The organism is Streptomyces sp. JNUCC 63, assembly GCF_054366325.1.
Map to the genome: position 1 here is coordinate 8,643,237 of NZ_CM135963.1, position 16,301 is coordinate 8,659,537.

General features: G+C 68.7%; 20 protein-coding genes and 3 pseudogenes. 13 read left to right on the forward strand and 10 right to left on the reverse strand.

Annotated elements, in window-relative coordinates:
* The first annotated feature begins 6 nt into the window (after positions 1–6).
* Entirely contained in the window at positions 7–354 is a 348-nt protein-coding gene (locus ACX25U_RS40520; protein WP_454387562.1) for a transposase, read from the forward strand.
* A gap of 324 nt (positions 355–678) precedes the next feature.
* Positions 679–936: a hypothetical protein gene (locus tag ACX25U_RS40525; protein ID WP_454387564.1), complete on the forward strand. Its 258-nt coding sequence runs from the start codon at positions 679–681 to the stop codon at positions 934–936.
* 194 nt (positions 937–1,130) lie between these two features.
* Here the strand turns inward: ACX25U_RS40525 and ACX25U_RS40530 are convergent, their stop codons facing one another.
* Both ACX25U_RS40530 and ACX25U_RS40535 read right to left on the reverse strand, forming a co-directional pair.
* On the reverse strand, positions 1,131–2,135 hold the full coding sequence (locus ACX25U_RS40530; protein WP_454387565.1) for an SgcJ/EcaC family oxidoreductase: 1,005 nt from the start codon (positions 2,133–2,135) through the stop codon (positions 1,131–1,133).
* 26 nt (positions 2,136–2,161) lie between these two features.
* Complete coding sequence (locus tag ACX25U_RS40535; protein WP_454387567.1) at positions 2,162–2,512, reverse strand: ArsR/SmtB family transcription factor; 351 nt, start codon at positions 2,510–2,512, stop codon at positions 2,162–2,164.
* Positions 2,513–3,205: 693 nt separating this feature from the next.
* Here ACX25U_RS40535 and ACX25U_RS40540 point away from each other — a divergent pair.
* The 3 genes from ACX25U_RS40540 to ACX25U_RS40550 all read left to right on the forward strand — a co-directional run bounded on the left by ACX25U_RS40540 (position 3,206) and on the right by ACX25U_RS40550 (position 5,029).
* Positions 3,206–3,466: a hypothetical protein gene (locus tag ACX25U_RS40540; protein WP_454387569.1), complete on the forward strand. Its 261-nt coding sequence runs from the start codon at positions 3,206–3,208 to the stop codon at positions 3,464–3,466.
* Positions 3,467–3,756: 290 nt separating this feature from the next.
* Entirely contained in the window at positions 3,757–4,290 is a 534-nt protein-coding gene (locus ACX25U_RS40545) for an RNA polymerase sigma factor (protein ID WP_454387571.1), read from the forward strand.
* A gap of 1 nt (position 4,291) precedes the next feature.
* Positions 4,292–5,029: a hypothetical protein gene (locus ACX25U_RS40550; RefSeq protein ID WP_454387573.1), complete on the forward strand. Its 738-nt coding sequence runs from the start codon at positions 4,292–4,294 to the stop codon at positions 5,027–5,029.
* Positions 5,030–5,251: 222 nt separating this feature from the next.
* On the opposite strand, the pseudogene ACX25U_RS40555 reads toward ACX25U_RS40550, so the two are convergent.
* Positions 5,252–5,752, reverse strand: a pseudogene (locus ACX25U_RS40555) (GNAT family N-acetyltransferase); the annotation flags it as partial.
* 281 nt (positions 5,753–6,033) lie between these two features.
* Here ACX25U_RS40555 and ACX25U_RS40560 point away from each other — a divergent pair.
* Both ACX25U_RS40560 and ACX25U_RS40565 read left to right on the forward strand, forming a co-directional pair.
* Positions 6,034–6,582: a DUF1062 domain-containing protein gene (locus ACX25U_RS40560; RefSeq protein ID WP_454387575.1), complete on the forward strand. Its 549-nt coding sequence runs from the start codon at positions 6,034–6,036 to the stop codon at positions 6,580–6,582.
* Positions 6,583–7,182: 600 nt separating this feature from the next.
* Complete coding sequence (locus tag ACX25U_RS40565; RefSeq protein WP_454387577.1) at positions 7,183–7,653, forward strand: GNAT family N-acetyltransferase; 471 nt, start codon at positions 7,183–7,185, stop codon at positions 7,651–7,653.
* A gap of 7 nt (positions 7,654–7,660) precedes the next feature.
* Here ACX25U_RS40565 and ACX25U_RS40570 read toward each other — a convergent pair whose 3' ends face one another.
* Entirely contained in the window at positions 7,661–8,089 is a 429-nt protein-coding gene (locus ACX25U_RS40570) for a DUF6262 family protein (RefSeq protein WP_454387579.1), read from the reverse strand.
* A gap of 339 nt (positions 8,090–8,428) precedes the next feature.
* Between ACX25U_RS40570 and ACX25U_RS40575 the strand changes: the two genes are divergently transcribed.
* Positions 8,429–9,472, forward strand: coding sequence for an IS4 family transposase (locus ACX25U_RS40575; protein WP_454387581.1), 1,044 nt, complete (start codon positions 8,429–8,431; stop codon positions 9,470–9,472).
* A complete protein-coding gene (locus ACX25U_RS40580; protein WP_454387583.1) occupies positions 9,427–10,074 on the forward strand; it encodes a hypothetical protein in 648 nt (215 codons plus the stop codon). The genes ACX25U_RS40575 and ACX25U_RS40580 overlap by 46 nt, the downstream gene beginning before the upstream one ends.
* 50 nt (positions 10,075–10,124) lie before the next feature.
* On the opposite strand, the gene ACX25U_RS40585 is transcribed toward ACX25U_RS40580, so the two are convergent.
* Positions 10,125–11,356, reverse strand: a protein-coding gene (locus ACX25U_RS40585; RefSeq protein WP_454387585.1) for an IS3 family transposase whose coding sequence is annotated in 2 segments (ribosomal slippage) — positions 10,125–11,026 and positions 11,026–11,356 — 1,233 coding nt in all. Because the reading frame shifts where the segments join, the coding sequence is not laid out codon by codon here.
* Here ACX25U_RS40585 and ACX25U_RS40590 point away from each other — a divergent pair.
* Complete coding sequence (locus tag ACX25U_RS40590) at positions 11,285–11,791, forward strand: transposase (RefSeq protein ID WP_454387587.1); 507 nt, start codon at positions 11,285–11,287, stop codon at positions 11,789–11,791. The genes ACX25U_RS40585 and ACX25U_RS40590 overlap by 72 nt on opposite strands.
* A gap of 37 nt (positions 11,792–11,828) precedes the next feature.
* Here ACX25U_RS40590 and ACX25U_RS40595 read toward each other — a convergent pair whose 3' ends face one another.
* Positions 11,829–12,206 carry a hypothetical protein gene (locus ACX25U_RS40595; RefSeq protein ID WP_454394865.1) on the reverse strand — a complete coding sequence of 126 codons (378 nt, stop codon included), beginning with the start codon at positions 12,204–12,206 and terminating at the stop codon, positions 11,829–11,831.
* An 84-nt stretch (positions 12,207–12,290) separates the two neighbouring features.
* Here ACX25U_RS40595 and ACX25U_RS40600 point away from each other — a divergent pair.
* Positions 12,291–12,682 (forward strand): annotated as a pseudogene (locus tag ACX25U_RS40600) (transposase); the annotation flags it as partial.
* 147 nt (positions 12,683–12,829) lie between these two features.
* Here ACX25U_RS40600 and ACX25U_RS40605 read toward each other — a convergent pair.
* Entirely contained in the window at positions 12,830–13,177 is a 348-nt protein-coding gene (locus ACX25U_RS40605; protein ID WP_454387589.1) for a DUF1330 domain-containing protein, read from the reverse strand.
* A 307-nt stretch (positions 13,178–13,484) separates the two neighbouring features.
* On the opposite strand from ACX25U_RS40605, the gene ACX25U_RS40610 reads away from it, so the two are divergent.
* Together ACX25U_RS40610 and ACX25U_RS40615 are read left to right on the forward strand one after the other, a co-directional pair.
* Entirely contained in the window at positions 13,485–13,712 is a 228-nt protein-coding gene (locus tag ACX25U_RS40610) for a hypothetical protein (protein ID WP_454387591.1), read from the forward strand.
* A 30-nt stretch (positions 13,713–13,742) separates the two neighbouring features.
* A pseudogene (locus tag ACX25U_RS40615) lies at positions 13,743–13,874 on the forward strand (DUF1259 domain-containing protein); the annotation flags it as partial.
* A gap of 132 nt (positions 13,875–14,006) precedes the next feature.
* Here the strand turns inward: ACX25U_RS40615 and ACX25U_RS40620 are convergent.
* From ACX25U_RS40620 to ACX25U_RS40630, 3 genes are all read right to left on the reverse strand, one after another.
* The gene (locus ACX25U_RS40620) at positions 14,007–14,597 is read right to left on the reverse strand and encodes a hemerythrin domain-containing protein (RefSeq protein WP_454387593.1); all 591 of its coding nucleotides are present in this window, start codon (positions 14,595–14,597) and stop codon (positions 14,007–14,009) included.
* A gap of 11 nt (positions 14,598–14,608) precedes the next feature.
* Positions 14,609–15,808 (reverse strand): hypothetical protein, encoded by a 1,200-nt coding sequence (locus tag ACX25U_RS40625; protein WP_454387595.1) that lies wholly within the window; start codon positions 15,806–15,808, stop codon positions 14,609–14,611.
* Positions 15,809–15,884: 76 nt separating this feature from the next.
* Positions 15,885–16,295, reverse strand: a complete 411-nt coding sequence (locus ACX25U_RS40630; protein WP_454394728.1) for a Mu transposase domain-containing protein — start codon at positions 16,293–16,295, stop codon at positions 15,885–15,887.
* Positions 16,296–16,301: the final 6 nt, after the last annotated feature.

Below are 16,301 nucleotides of genomic sequence, written 5' to 3' on the forward strand. Positions count from 1 at the left end.
CCGGCAATGGGCCGATCCCAGGAGGTTGACACACAGGAGAGCATCCGCGGGTCGCAATACGTATCCATTCGGTACACCGAGAAGCTGTCCGACATCGGGGCTTCGGCCTCGGTCGGCTCGGTCGCGGACAGCTATGACAACGCGATGGCCGAGGCCCTGAACGGCACCTTCAAGGCCGAGCTGATCGAGATGCAGGGCCCCTGGAAGGACGTCGACCAGGTCGAGCGGGCGATCTTCCAGTGGGTCACGTGGTACAACGAGGAACGGCTCCACTCCGCCCTCGGCTACGTACCGCCCGCCGAGTACGAACGCGACTGGTGGCGACAACGGGAAGCCACCCCGCACTCCGCCTGAAACAAGATCGCCGGACTCTACGAAACTCGGGGCAGCTCACCACGCGGGCGAAGACTTCGGGCGGCAGAAAGCCGGCGATGCGGTCGTGGGCGGCGAGGTCGACAAGGGCCCTCGTGAGCCAGGAGCCGCCAGCCCCCGGCAGGCGGCTTCGCCCATCAGTTGCCGGGTGCGTCGGCGACGGCGGCCCGCTGATACGCCCAGCGGCAGCCGGAAGACCGGCGACATCCGGAAGTCGTCTGCACCATCGGCCACATCAACTACTTCGCCCAGCAGGCCGTCGAATCCTTCCGAGCCGCCTGGCAACAGGACGCCGGCACCGGCCGGTTGGAAGCCGCGGGGCGCCGGCCCGGGGATGGGCTGGGGGCGAACCGGGGCGGTCCGGGCCGGGAGCAGCGGGAGCGGGCCGTCGCGGTCGTGCTCAAGGCGCTGCGCAAGGCCGGCGGGCACAGCCGCGGACTGGCCGCGCAGCCCGCCCGTGAGCACGACGGTGTCCCCCGCAGCCGGCAGCGCGCCGTGAACGAGGCCCGCAAGCGGTACGAAGCCGAACAACAGGGTGAGGGGACTTCCGGCGCGGCATCGTGACAGGCCTGCCGCTGCCTGGCGTTGTTTCGCGAGATTCGTTCTCACCTACGCAGCCACACCCGCTACGACAAAACCCCAGGCAGCTACCTCGCCGGCCTCCACCTGCGCGCCTCGATGATCTGGCTGAAAGACCTGACCCGTACCACCCGTTGATCACGACTCGATACACGCACAGCCCCGAGCAGGCGGCCCGCCTATGAGATCCTCCGGCCGAGCCCCTGGCGGAGTGCGTGGGCGACTTCTGCCGTGTGCTGTTCGGACAGTTCCGGACGGCCGTGGTACTGCGCTGGGGTGTTCTGGAGCAGGGCCACCCGCCACGTCCCCGACCGCTTCTCCACAACGAGGCACTGGACCGCATTGCGGGCCGGATTCAGCTCAGTCTGACCGGGCGGGACCATGCCGACGAGGGCACGCAGCACCGCGCCGGCTCCTCCGCTGAGTGTCCGTACCTCCTGCACCTTGCAGACAAATGCCGCGGTCGGGTGGTCTTCGAAGATCTGCGTAAGCTGGTCCTCGATCTGCGGACCGGTCATCTGACTGCCGTCGAATCCGATCGCCGTGGCGTCGGCTGCGAAGAGCGCTGCATAGCCATGGGCGTCACGGTCATTCCAGGCGGTGATCAGCTTGGTGTAGAGATCCCGCGCAGCCTCGGCCGCTTCGGCGCCTTCGGCAACGGGTTCGGGGATGGCCGCGCCGGCGGGGAGTCCCGCGGCTACGTACTCGTCGTAGAGCCTGTCCCACGGGATCGCAGGGGCACCGTGCGGGCCCTCGGTCGGTCGGCTCTCGGCGCGGGCGTCCAGGGCGGAGAGGCAGATATCCCAGCCGGCGGCGTTGCGGGCCGCGGCGTTGCGGGCTTCCAGGACGTTGGTGAGGGTGAACCGTGTCCGGTCGTCGGCGAGTGGCTCGAGGTCGAAGTGCAGCTCGTCCCCGCCCCAGGTGAAGGCCAGTCGGCGGGGCGGGTCGACGGCGATGACCCGTCCGGTGGAGTCCGGCATGTGCGGATCGCCGGCGAAGGTGACGATTCCGCCCGGAGTGAGGTCGAGGGTGATCTTGGGAGAGGGAAACCAGTGGGCCAGCTCGGCCGGCTCGGTGACCAGGGCCCAGACCCTGGCGATCGGGTGGTCGTAGACCCGCTCGAAGCGGACGGCGGAGCGGCCGTCGTCGAGTTTGAGGTAGGTGCCGGGGTTCGTGGTGGTCACGGTTGATCAAGCCTTTCAGTTGCTCTTTAGTCCGGCGCTGTGCTGCCGGGTTGGTCATTGCGCTGCTCTGCGCTGCGGGCGTCAAGGCGGCGGCCCAGCGCGTCAAGGCTGCTGTTCCACAACCGCCGATAGGGCGCCAGCCAGGCGTCCAACTCGGCCATCCGGCCGAGTTGGAGGGCATACAGCCTGCGCTGTGCGTCCACCTCAACGCGGACCAGGCCAGCCTCGCGCAGCACCCGCAGATGCTTCGACGTGCTCGGCTGGCTCAGGCCGCACCCCTCCACCAACTCGCTGACCGGGCGTGGGCCGTCCAGCAGCAGGTGGAGGATCACGCGCCGGTTCGGATCGGCCAGCGCGGTCCACACTGCGGTCTCCATGCAACGAGCATGCCTCATGGAGAATATAACCGTCAAGGAATATTCGTTGTCGTGCCGTCGACTCAGCAGCCAGCGCGGTGGAGGCGCCGGCAGGGTATGGGATCCGGGACCATCAACCCGTCGTCACGACGCCGACCACCGGGATCTGGCGACGGTGACTGACGAGGCGAAGGGCCCGCACGGGCGGACGCCTCTGGGACCACACGGCCCAGCAAGCGGCAGCGCACGATGAGTACCCGCTGCGACGAGCGCGCCGCCGGGTGCCCTAGCACGGATGCGATGCGTACCGGTCACCGACAGGCCGGAAAGACGCATCTGCTCCCCTTCGGGGACAAAGTGCCTTGGCGGTTACGGCCTGGTCCGCGAGTGATGGCGACCCGCAACGCAGTTCGCCTGTATGGGGTTGGCCCGGCATGCGCAATGACCCGGTCAAGCGGGAGGAGTTCGTATCCGGCGCCGAGCCGGTGGCCGCCCGCTGCCTGGACAGCGACCGACGCGGGGACCCGCGGGAGCGGACCGCCCCTGGTGCCGATCACTGCAACGGGCCCAAGAGGCGGCTGCCGTCAACCGGCGAATCGATCCGCCCGCCGCGCCAGAAGGCCACACCCCGTAGAGAGCCAAGCACGCAGGACATGCCAGGCGCGGGGCGGCGCGATTCGTGAAAAGGACCCACACACAGAACGGAGCACGATCATGCAGACCTTCACCGCAGCAGCCGATCAAGCGTGGGACCGAGCCCCGGCGTGTGACTCCCTGCTACCGCCGCCCCATCCCGCCAACCGCATTGCCTGCCGCATCGATCCGCGCGACCTGCGCCGCCTGGACCTGTACGCGGCGCTGACCGCGGCTGGGACCGCCCCCTGCCCAGGAGACCGGGAGGCGATCGAAGCACTCAGCGCACTGCCCGACAGCGTGCACGAAGCCCTGCACCGCTGGCTCAGCTCCGGCAGGTGACGCGCCGGACGCCGACACGGCCTGCCCTGCCGGCGTCTGTCGGCTGAATCGTGACCCACTTCGGGGCGCTTGAGAACCCAAGCGGCCCAAGTGGGGCACGATTCACCGCTGTGGCGGTCCAGCGTTCCCTCCCGGTCGGCGCACGCCTGGACGAGAGCGCACACCGACTCGAGGGCCTGGCCGTACAGTGCGGCCGTCTTCGGGGTGGAGTACGCGCCCGCGTCGAACGTTCCGCGCGGCTGGCGCGTCGTAGGGCAAGACGTGGGGCAGGGGCGGGAAGGGAGGGCGTGTTGCTGCGCAGAAGGACGAGCCGCGGCCGGGGACCGGACCACGGCGTGGGCGATCCGCTGGACGCGGCCCAGGAACGCCGGGTGCGGGCGGTGCTCGCACTCGGTGGAGTGCCGCAGGCGGACCTGCCGGACGGAGTACAGCAGGTCCGCCTGCGGCTGCTGGAGCGGGCCGCGAGCGGCCAGGAGGCGCCGCGCGACGTCTCCGCGTGGGCTGCGGTCGTCGCCTCCAACCTCGCCATGGACTGGCACCGCGCCAAGCACCGCCAGCAACGCCTCGGCGAGCGGCTGGCCTCGCTGCGGCAGGGGGAAAACCCCTCGGGTGAGGACACCCGGCTGCTCTCCCTCGCCGTCGCCCAGGGCCTGGACGAGCTGCCCGAGGCCCAACGCCAGGTCCTCATCCTGCGCTTCTACGCCGACCTGCCCGTCCGGGTGATCGCCGAACAGCTCGGCGTCCCCGAAGGCACGGTCAAGAGCCGGCTGCACACCGCCGTCCGCGCCCTGCGCGAACGGCTACACGAGGACGAGGTGGTGTGACGTGAGGGCCGAACACACGCGGGCCGACGGCCACGGCGAGGTGGACCCGCTGCTGGCCGCGATCCTGGACGAACCGCTGCCCCGCACGGCGTACTGTGACGCCGACCGCATGACCGAGTACCGCGCGGCCCGCGCCGACCTTGCCACGCTCCGCCGAGAGCTCACCTTCATCGCGGACGCGCTCACCGCCGAGGAGCCGGCGCAGCCCCCCGGCAGGGGAGCCGCCGGGCACCCGCAGCGGCCGAGGCCGCCCCGGCGGGCGCGTCGCGGCCGGGCCGTCGCGGTGGGCGGCCTTGCGGCGGCCCTTGTCGTCTGCGCAGTGTTCGGGCTGGTATGGCTCCTGGCCGTGGGCCGGACTGGGACGGGTTCGGCTGGTGGCACCGCCGACGCCAAGCTCACCCCCGGCGGGTACGTGGCCTGCGCCCGGCTGATCGCCGAGGGCACGGTCACCCAGGTCGCCCCCGAGCCCGGCACCGCACAGGACCGGATCAAACTTGCCGTTAACCACCGCTACAAGCCCCAGGCGGGCCCCGACCGGATCACCTTCCTGATGGACCACGACGTCTCGCCTCGCCTCCGCCCCGGTGACCGCGTCCTCATCGCCATCCCGGAACACGCAAGCAGCCCCGACCTCTGGAGCACCGGCGAAAAGCGGATCGCCCACGACCGCGCCTGGATCCTCGCAGGGCTCAAGGAGTCCCGCACGCTCACCTGCGACCAGGACCCCTCCTCCGACTGACCACCTTCCCCGCACAGCGCTCGGCACGATCCACACACAAGGGCGGGCACCCGCCGTCACCGGCGAGCGCCCGCCTCCCACTTTTGGGTGGGCCGCCTGGTGGTGGCAGAGCCGATGATCCGTGCTGGTGCGGTCCGTGTCGGCTCGCCGCACCAGCTTCCGGAGCCGTTCAACAACCGATCGGTTGTTGAACAGGCGTCTCGCTCGACCCTGCGGGCTGCGAAGGAGTACCTCGTCCAGGAACTCGCCCAGCACCCACGCCGAGGAGCGCAGTACGCCCTCGCGGATGAAGCCGTTGTGTTCGGCGGAGCGCAGCATGGCGTGGTTGTCCGCCAGCGTCTCAATCTGCAGCCGCTGCAGGCCGCGGACCACGAAACCGTAGTAGCAGAGCGTCGCGACCACGTCCGTGCCGTAGCCCTTGCCGCGTGCCGCCGACAGCAGCCCGAGTCCGATGTGGGCGGACCGGTGGTGGTTGTCGATGCCCCACAGCGTCGCGGTGCCGGCCAGGGCGCCTCCTTCCAACTCCACCACGGAGAACGCGACGCTGCCTTGCGCCGTGTCGTCCACCACGAGCCGCGGGTCCTTCGAACCGGGTGAGATCGGCCGCCACGGCCCGGCCTCGGCCCGCGCGGAGTTGACCACGTCGTCGTAGAGCTCGGTCCGCAGAGTGGGGATGTCGTCCTCGTGCCGGGCCCTCAGCCCGATCTTGCTGCCCTTTAGCATGCGGGCTTCCTATCCGGCTTGACTCGCCTACGACAAACGAATACATGGACAGCCCGAGTTGACGCGGTGGCGGCGGCAGCAGTCGTTGGGCGAGACGCCCGAAAACCGGTGGCACGGCCCCGTTGCGCGTCATTACCGTGCTGTCGGACCAAGTCGTCGAAGCGAGGATGAGCCCTTGTACACCCTGTGAGACCTCCCAAGCGCTGATTCGTCGCGCGTCGCGCACTGCGCGCCGTGCTGCTTCTTGCTGCGGACTTTCTCACTGAAACCGGTGTACTTCTTTGCTCACCAACTGGGTGGTCGCACCCACCTGCCTGCCCATCGTTCTCCGCCGTTGCCACACGTGCGCTTCCGGACGTTTCCGAACAAGCGGCAAGTTCCGTGTCAACGCCAACCACAAGCTCATCGACGCCTGGCTCCTCGCGCTCTGTTCCGACTGTGGGGACACCACGAAGATCACGGTCCTGGAGCGCATGAACGTCCGCTCCGTACGGCCTGATCTGCTGGAGCGGATGCACGACAACGACCCGGGTCTGGCAGCCGAGTTGCTGCAGGATCCGGTCGTGCGGCGCCGTAACCGCATCGCCCTCGACTGGGACGGAGCCTGGCGTCTCGACACGGACAGACCGGATCACTTGGACCACGAGGTGATCGATGTCTCGGTCCGCTTCGCGGCGCGGATTCCTGTCCGGCCGGTGCGGCTGATCGCCGAAGGGTTTGGTCTGTCACGGACCGAGGTCGAGAGGCTGATCACGGGGGGCGCACTCGTCTCGGCCGTGCGGCTGAGCGGCAAACGCTCCGGCGACTTCACCTTCCTGCTCAAGCGCTGAGCCCGGTCGGGGCCAGGGCCTGTTCGGCGGGTCCCGCCGAACAGGCCCTGGCCCCCGCTCACAGCAGACCGTCCAGCCGTCACACAGACGAGTGGCCGCCCATGCGCCGACGGGCAACGAGGGCTGCCTCCCAGCGGTCTGTGAGGCCGACCAGAAGGCGTCTGCACACCCCGGGGCACATGGGCATACCGCGCGGAGACGCTCGGGGTGCGGGCGTGAGTAGTTGAGGTGCAGGAAATCCCGGTGGGATTGATCTTGGTCGGCCGGCACACCGGGTGCGGGCACCGCCGGGGTTCGCGGAAAGCTCGCCGGACGGGCGTCGGTGCTGGTTACGGTCCCGCCGTGCCGGTGGAGTTTCTGACTGATGAGCAGGCTCTTATCTGTACTCATCAAGATCGTCTCGCTCGGTTAGCTTGAGCGGTACGTGGCTGACAGTGTCAGCAACGGGACTTCATACTGGCAGTTCAAACCGATGATCTGGCCAGCCTGTTGTAGGGCGATGAGCGTCGCCTGCCAGCCAGGCAGCCGACCCTGCACGGTGCGAGCGCTGGTTTCCGACGTGCGAAAAAATCACTTGATCCACCGGCTTATGGTTTCTGCATGACGTCTACGCTCCGCCTGGAGAAGATCACTGCCGACAACTTCGACGTAGCGATCGGCCTGAAGGTGCGTCCCGACCAGGAACATCTGGTTGCGCCGGTCGTGAAGTCGCTTGCTGAGGCGTACGTGTACCCCGGCATAGCTTGGCCTCGTCTCATCTTCGACGGCGACCGGCCTGTGGGCTTCCTCATGGCCTTCTTCGACATCGACTTCGCAGGTGACGGCAAGAACACCGACATCCGCTCGGGCCTCTGGCGCCTCAACATCGCGGCGGGTGAGCAAGGCCGCGGCTACGGCCGTTTCGCGGTCGAGTCCGTAGCCGTTGAAATCCGCCGCCGCGGCGGCACCCGGCTCACCGCCACGTGGCACCCAGGTGAGGACGGACCCGAGGGCTTCTATCTCGGGCTCGGGTTTCGGCTGACGGGAGAGATGAGCGGGGATCAAAAGGTAGGGGAGCTGGCACTGGGTTAGGCCCTGATCAGGGTCTCAGGGGCACCTGATCGGCAATCGGAGTGATGCCTCTTCGAAGGTCGCGGAGCTGCCCGAGCGTGACTGCGAGTTCGTTGCGGAGCCGTTCGTTCTCCTCACTCAGTTTCCGGTTGGCGTCCCGCAGGGCCTTCACCACCGTCTCGTGTGACTTGGTGGTGATCCGTTGCTGGTCGGGCAGGGCGGGTCGTCCCGTGGTGGGCTGCTTGTCGGCGAGGTCGCGCAGTCTGGCGAGCAATGGCGCCTGGGCAGCGTCGTAGAGAAAGGTCCGGGAGACTCTTGCCCGGGTGGCAACGCCGGCGACGGTCACCGCTCCGCCGTCGCGCTCCAGGGCGTCCAGGACGGCGTGGACACGCTCGATGCAGGCCAGACGCCGCCGTTGTGCGGCTTCGGCCAGGTGCGCCGAGTTGTCAGCCCGCATCGGCAGTCCTCTCCGTTCCGTCGCGGCTTGCCCCGGCGTCGTTCGGTGCCAGGGACAGCTCGTCGTGCTCCTGGTCGGTGATGCGCGTGATGACGTGCTCGACCGCGGCCGCCAACCGCTCGTTGACCTCGGCGGCGTGGGACCGGCCGGCTGCCGTGGCGTCGGCCTGCAGTTCGCGTGTGCGGGCGAGGGTGTCGCGGTGGATGGCACTTCCCCCAAGGCCGGGTAGTTAGCGCTTGGGCAGGTCATGCAACCCCGTTGAAGACGGGCCCGGCGTAGAGCAACGGAGCTCGTTGGTACAGGCAGTCGACCAAGACAGCTTGTATCCGAGGAGCTCCGTTGCCGTCTCATCATGTCCTGCCCGTCCCGGTGACGGCCATCACCCGTACGGTTACCGTGGCCGCCGGGAGGTTCGTTGCCGGGCATCTGGGTGGTCTGACCTCGTTTCTGCCCTTCGAATTGGTGGATGCCGTTCTGGAGGAGACCCGCGCGGTGCAGCATCGGCTGCGGGACCTGCCGTCCCGGGTCGGGGTGTACTTCCTGGTGGCGATGTGCCTGTTTCCGGAGGTCGGATACCGGCTGGTGTGGGACAAGCTGATCTCCGGGACCGGCGGCGTCCTGCCCGCCCCCAGTGCGAAGGGTCTGCGCGATCTGCGCCGCCGAGTGGGCTGTGCCCCGATGAAAGCCCTCTTCGAGGTGGTGGCTGGGGCGCTGGCTCAACCACGGACGCCGGGAGTGCGCTTCGGTCCTTACCGCACGGTCTCCTTCGACGGCTGCAGCTCGATCAAGACGCCCGACAGCGAGCGCAACCGAGGCTGGCTAGGGCGGTGCCCGCACGGCGGTTATCCCCAGATCGAGTTGATGACGCTGGTCGAGACCGGGACGCGCGCGGTGATCGGTGCAGTGTTCGGCCCCACCCGAGAAGGCGAAACCTCCTACGCCACCCGACTGTTGCATCACCTGAGCCCCGAGATGCTGGTGCTGTGGGACCGGGGCTTCGACGGCAACGACTTCCTCGCCGCCGTGCACGCCACCGGCGCACGCGTCGTTGGCCGCATCAGCCAGCGCCGCCGCCCACCGGTCCTGCAACCTCTCGCAGACTCCTCGTATCTCTCGGTCATCGGCGGTGTCGCCGTGCGCATCATCGAGGCCCAGGTGCGCGTCGCCTGCACGGACGGCAGCGGCTTCGACGGCTCCTACCGGCTGGTGACCACCCTGCTGGACTCCCAGCGCTACCCCGCCGACCGTCTCGTGCGCCTCTATCACGAACGCTGGGAGCACGAGAGCGCCTACTACGCCCTGCGTCACACCATTCTGCAGGGGCGAGTCCTGCGTTCGTGCGACACCCGGTCGGTGTCGAGCAGGAGATGTGGTCCCTGCTGACCCTCTACCAGCTGTTGCGCCGGGCCATGGTCGAGGCGGCGGAGTCCCGGCCGGGGACCGACCCCGACCGCTGTGGCTTCACGATTGCTCTCCAAACAGCCCGCGATCTGCTGGTACGTGCGGAAGGAATCGTCGAGCAGGGGATCGGGGCGATCGGACGGCGAGTTCTGTCGGCGCTGTCGCCGGAGCGTCGGCCTCGCGTCAGTACCAGGAAGGTGAAGTCGCCCATCTCGCGCTATGCGGAAAGGAAGATGGACGGCCGCCCCGACGGGAGCCGGACCGTGGCCTCCGTGACGATTGCCCTCCTGCAACCTCCGCCCTCTCCGCCCGCGCTGCCGACCACCATGGTCCGGGAGTACGTCGGCGCCGGCCAGGCCGGCCACCGCATGACACGCGTCCTCGCCGTGCTGCAGGCAGAGCCCGAGCGGCAGTGGCGGGCCAGAGAGATCGCCGAGCTCCTCGGTGACGTCACCCTCGTCACCACCTATCGACAACTTGCTCGCTGGACCGAAAGAGGACTGATCAGAAGAGTCCGAACGGGCCGCTACGCGGCAGCCGCCCCGACGAGGACCACGGCCTTGCGCCCCCGGCCCAAGCGCTAACTACCCGGCCTTGGCACTTCCCCCCGAAGGGTGGACACCAGTTCGTGTCGTTATGCAGCAAGCGTCATGCTACGTGATGCTTCGTAGGCGATAGGACTGAGCTGCCCGTTCGCCGAGTGGCGACGCCAGGTGTTGTACCGCGTCAGCCAGCGGAAGACCGTGCGTCGGCAGGCGTCGGACCCGCTGTAGCGGCGGGCGCCCTGGAGGGTCTCCCGTTTCAGGGACGCGTGGAAGGATTCGCAGGCGGCGTTGTCCGCGCTGGTGCCGACGGCGCCCATGGACTGTGTCACTCCCAACTCGCCGCACAGGCCCACGAATTCACGTGACGCGTACTGCGCCCCGTGATCGCTGTGAAAGACGGCGCCGTTCAGGCTGCCACGGATGTGGGCGGCCATCCTGAGCGCGTCGGCGACCAGAGAGGTGCGCATGTGGTCGGCGATGGACCAGCCGACCACTCGGCGGGAGAAGCAGTCGATGACGGTGGCGAGGTAGAGGAACTCACCGTCGCCGACGGGGAGATACGTCACATCGCCCATGTACTTCAGATTCGGCGCGGGGGCGGTGAAGTCCCGCTTGAACAGGTCCGGCACGGGCGTGGCGGACGGCTCCGGGACGGTGGTGCGGACCTTCCTGCGCGGGCGGAAACCGGCGATGCGGAACTTGCGCATCACGCGCGCGACCTTCTTCTCGTTGATCTTCATGCCGTGCGTGTCACGGAACTCGGCCGTGATGCGCGGGGCGCCGTAGGTGCCGTCCGACTCGGCATGGACAGACCGGATCTTCTCGGCCAGGGCCTCGTCGGCCCGCTCACGCTCAGCGCGGGCCGCCCGGCCCGCCCGCCACTTGTAATAGCTGGAGCGGGCGACGTCGAGTACCTGGCACAGCCGCTGGACCGGGTGGGTCGCACGGTGATCCTCAATGAACTGGCAGCGACTCACCAGGTCATCTCGGAGGCGAAAAACTTCGTCGCCTTCCGCAGGATGTCCCTCTCCTCGGCGAGCGTCGCCTTCTCCTTGCGTACCGCCTTCAGCTCCGCACGCAGGGCCGCGATCTCCGCCTCCAGCTCCTCCCGTGACTTCGTGGCCTCGCTCACCCTCGTGCTGCCCTTCACTCCCACGTCGCCGGCACCGCGGCGGGCCCGCTCAGCCCGCACCCAGTTACGCAGCGTCTCTCTGCTGATACCGAGGTCCTTGCTCACGCCCTCCAGCGTGTGGCCCGGATCCGACAGGTACAGCGCGACGGCGTCCGCCTTGAACTCCGCCGGGTACACCTTCATCACCATCGGGAACATCTCTTCCTCTGGACCTCACAGTCCAGTGTCCAGGATGTCCACCTACCAGGGGGAAGTGCCGACCTCCTTTCCCAGGCCACAAGGCGGCATCACCGGCTCCGCCGCGTGTGGGCGGACAGCGGATACACCGGCATGCTGGTGGGCTGGTGCGCGACCGTCCTGAACCTGATGCTGACCGTCATCCGCCGCAGCGACGACCACAAAGGCTTCGTCGTACTGCCCAAACGGTGGATCGCCGCGCGGGCCTTCGCCTGGCTCATCCGCTCCCGAGGCCCGGCCCGCGACTACGAGCGACTGCCGGCGAGTTCGGAGGCGATGATCCTGCGGTCGATGACCATGGTCATGACCCGCCGTCTGTGCCGTCGTGGCAGGCGAACCGGCCCGGCACCGGCTCGTGCGCCCATCCCCGCGCAGCGAGCCGCTTGAGCTTCACCCGCACGCCCTCGGTCTTCGCCGGAACCACTTACAGCCCCAACAGGCAAGTGATCTCACGGCAGTTCAGTGGCCCTGCGCCGGTGGCGCAGCGTTCGGCCAGCAGGCCCATGACCTGCTGATACTCCGGCGCCAGCACCTCGGCCGACAGCCCCTCCCGCCAGGGCGGAACCACCGACTCACACCTCGCCGCCGACGGCGCCGTGGCCTCGTTCCCGCCCGGCGCCCTGGCCGCCTCACCGTCTCGGCCTGCGGTTTCGCCCCCGCCCCACACCTCGTTGACCCGCCTGCGGGCGATCAGCCACTCGTCCCATTCCGACTGCGCGGCCTCCAGTTCGGCCTGCAACTCCTCCACCCGCTTCCGAGCCGCACGCTCCCGCTCCTCCAGCCGCCCCAGCACCGACGCCATCACGCACCTCCAGCACGCCACCACCACAGACGCACCGGACCTGCCTCACCCACCCCGGCACCATGCCTGACCAGCACAATCCCAAACACGCTGGCCGCGCTGAAGTCGATCCGCGCCGCCCGGCCCGACGGCGCCCCCATCTACGTGATCCTGGACAACCTGTCCGCCCACAAGGGCACCGACATCCGCCGCTGGGCGAAGAAGAACAAGGTCGAGCTGTGCTTCACCCCGACCTACGCCTCCTGGGCGAACCCCATCGAGGCCCACTTCGGCCCGCTGCGGCAGTTCACCATCGCCAACTCCCACCGCCCCAACCACACCGTGCAGACCCGGGCCCTGCACACCTACCTGCGGTGGCGCAACACGCCAACGCCCGCCACCGCGACGTCCTGGCCGCCGAACGCAAGGAACGTGCCCGCATCCGAAGCGAGAAAGGCATCCGCTGGGGCGGACGCCCCCTCGCAACCGCAGCCTGAACCCGGCGAACCTATGCGGTCACAGCACTAGCTGCGCGCTTGCAGCCGGGTTGTCACCGTGTGTGCCATGACGTGCTGACCGCACCTCCTCTGGCCCCTTGAGCGATGGGCCGGATTCTCTGCTGGGGCCCGGCCCGAGCCCGAGAGCTACTCGGCAGGCAGGGCCTCCCGCATCGCCTTTGCGGTGGCGGCCGGGTTGTAGTCCTCGGGGACGCCCGAGACCAGGATGATGTCGCCCTCGATGTGCCGCGAGCGCAGCGGTGCGATCTCCTGGTATGCGGGCGAGTCCCACCAGGCCCGCGCCTCGGCGATGCCGGGGAAGGAGATCACCACGACATGCCCGGGCCAGCTGCCCTCCTTCACCTCGTGCTGCGTGGCGTGCACGAGGAAACGGCCACCATACGGCTCGAAGGTGGCAGTGATGCGCTCGATGTACTCAGCGATCTCCGGGTGCGGAGCGGCCTCCTGCAAGTGTGCTATGGCGTAGGCGGGCATGGCGTCCTTCCGATCGATCGGGCTCCGTACACCGACGACCATGGCATGCGGGCCTGCTGGGGTCGATGACCTGACAGGTAAGCGCCCTCGGCACACGGCGCGGACCTGCCACCGCAAAGCGCGCCGGAGCCCTGCGGCCGGACCAGGGCGCTTTCACGCGTGGCTTCGCGATGGACCTGCGGTCACCCCGGGCAGGCTGCGCCTCTCCCGAGAGACGGTTTCAGCAGCCGGCCGTGGACCGTGGCCGGTAGCCCCCCGTTGGGTGCGGGCCTCCTTATGCAGGCCCGCCGCCTGTACGATGATCGACGTGACCGTCCGCCGCACCCTTGGCGCCGGCCCCGAGGCCCCCGCGCACAGCCTCCGCGCCGCCCAGGCCGACCTTCTCGACGAACTCCCCGGGGTCCGCCTCCCCGACCTTGACGAGTTGCGGGCCCGTGGAGTGCTCGGAGCCCACCCGGCGACGCCCCCGGCCCCGCGGCGGACCCTCGGAGCCGGTGGCTGCGCCGACGAAGAACCGCCTCGCCTCTCCACCTGATCTGCCCTCAGCACCAGTCTCCATTCCCCCCGCCGGGACACCGTCACCGACCGTCGGCACATCCTGCCCCCGGCCCTGGGCATCACCACCGCGGTCAACTTCCAGCCCCTCGGAAACCGCAAGGCCGCAATCAACGGCGACTTCGTCAAGCCCACCACCTGACGGGGTCGCGGCGCAGGAGACGCGATCCGCAATCTGTGTGCACCTTCGTGCAGCACGGGCCTGCCTTCAGAGCACGGAGCAAAGCCCGTGTCTGCTCCTGAAGGCAGGCCTCGGAAACCCAGGTCGTGAGGTTCAGTCCTTGCCCATGGCCTTGCGCACGGCGTCCCGGGTGCGGTCCATGACTGCGGCGAGCGGTCCGAGCGCTACATTGGCCGCGGCTGATTCGACACCCGGGTGGGGGCGGGTGGGTGCCATGGCCTCGGCGGCCTTGATGGCCTTGGCCATGGAGGCGAGGGCCGCGGTGGCGGCGGTGCGCCGGATGTGGATGAACTCGTACCGTTCTTCGGCCCGCGCGTGCTCTTGGACACCGGTGCGCAGGGCCAGGAGCCGGGGCATGAACTCGGGGTCGTCGGTGTCCATGTCGTCGAGGGCGGCGAGTGTCTCCTTCGCCTCGCGCTCCTCGGCCAGCCGGTCGTCCACGACCTGCTCACCGCCCGGCATGTTGCGGCGCGCGTAGGGGTGGATCACCTCCTCCTCCGCTGTCTCGTGCACCGCGAGGAGGCGTACCAGGCGGCGGAAGGCGTCGCGGCGTTCCTCGCCCGTGTTCTGCTCGACCTCGTCGAAGAGGGTGCGGATGTCTCCGTGCTGACGCATCAGCAGGGAGACGACGTCGGTGTCCTGGGCCTGGTCGTCGCCGGCCTGGGGGATGTGCAGCTCGGACATGGGCGACCGCCTCACTTCTCGCGCATGGCCGGGCTGGGGTGCTCGCCCTCGGACTCGACGCGGTACTCGCGGCCGAACATGTCGTCGTGCTCGGCCATGACCCGCTCGTTCGGCGGTTGTTCGCCGCCGTGGATCTGCTCCTGCATTTTCTCGAACCGTTCGTGCGCCTCCCGCACGTAGCCGGCGCCCAGCGTGGTCAGGTCGATCTGGGTGGCCAGCAGTTCGCGCAGGTAGGCCTTGTTCGGCTCGAAGGTGAGTACGTTCGGCAGCTCGGGTGCCAGGATCTCCTGCGGCTCGCGGCCGTCGTGGCGGCGCATCAGGTCGCAGGCGGTGTGCAGGTGCTCCAGCTCCATGTTCAGGTGCAGCTCCCAGATCGCCTTGACCTTCGGGTCGCTCTCCTGCTCCATGAACGAGTAGTACAGGTAGCACTCGTTGTACTCGTGGTTGACCAGCTGCTCCCACCAGGTCTCGCCCGGGTCCACGAGCGACTCGTAGTGGGTGACGTGCTCCTCCTCGATCAGCCCGATCTGCTGGTACAGCTGGCGGGCGATCGGTTCCATGTAGGTGGGGCCGGTGTTCAGGCAGAAGTTCATCGTCTGCTGCTCCGCGGACATGACGGTCAGTGCGTGCAGCTTCGACAGCGGGTTCGCCGTGTTCCTGTCGTAGGGGTCGCGGACGTTGTCGTACGGGTCGCGGTGGTGGAATCTGGTCGGTCGGCCCGGCATGACCTCGGTGAGGTTGTCGACGATCGACTCGGCCTTGCGGTGCTCGATCATCTCGTACAGGTTGGCGTACCGGTACAGGTGGTCGAAGTCCTCCAGCACGCCGAACTCGTAGGCCTGCTTCAGGTACGGGTCCGGCTCCATCCGCGCGATCCACGCGGTCAGGTCCACCGCCACCTGCTCGTAGGCGGTCGTGGTCTCCAGCACCGACGACACCCCCGGTAGCAGCCAGTTCACGGCTTTCTGCTGCTGTGCCTCGATGTATCTCGTCCGGGCCAGCTGCCGCTTGATCTCGGGATCGGCCGTGTGGCGGGCGAGGTGGTGGCTGAAGAGGATCGCCTCGATCTCGATGCCGTTCATGGTGATGATCCGGCACCGGGCGTACGGGGCGCAGTGGTCCGGGTCGATCGGCTGCACGTTCAGCTCACGCCAGTTGCGGACCTGACGCTCCAGCGGGATGCCACGCTGTTCCAGCGGATTGAAGGTCACATGCTGTCTCCTCGCAGACAGGGATTGATGAAGTACCCTCATGCCGGGCACGATGCAGAACCCGCTGGGCCGCCAGTCATGCTCTGTATGGCACGAGCCGCTCATCCCACCCCCACGCCGCACCGCTCCTGTTGGGTGCGGCTCCTCCGGTGGCGATGCTGACCACCTCCTCGCCCAGGCGGTGGACGACAAGGAGTCTTGCGCCGGGCAGGCCGGGCGGGACGGAGTAGAAGTTGCCCTCAAACTGGACCAGGCCCTGCGCACTCACGGTCCGCTCGACCGTCAACTCGGCCGGGAACGGTACGGAAGGAACCTCCAGCAGCCGCTCAGCCGCGGCCAGTTCACCCACCGTCGTCCGGGCCCCACCGACGGTGCGGCGGCGCTCGTCCACCCTCACAGCGAGCTTGTCGACGCCGGACTGGGCCTGCTCGACGGTGAGGTGATCGGGGACCGTGCGCCACCACCGCTGAGCGGCAGCGTGGTTCATCTTCTC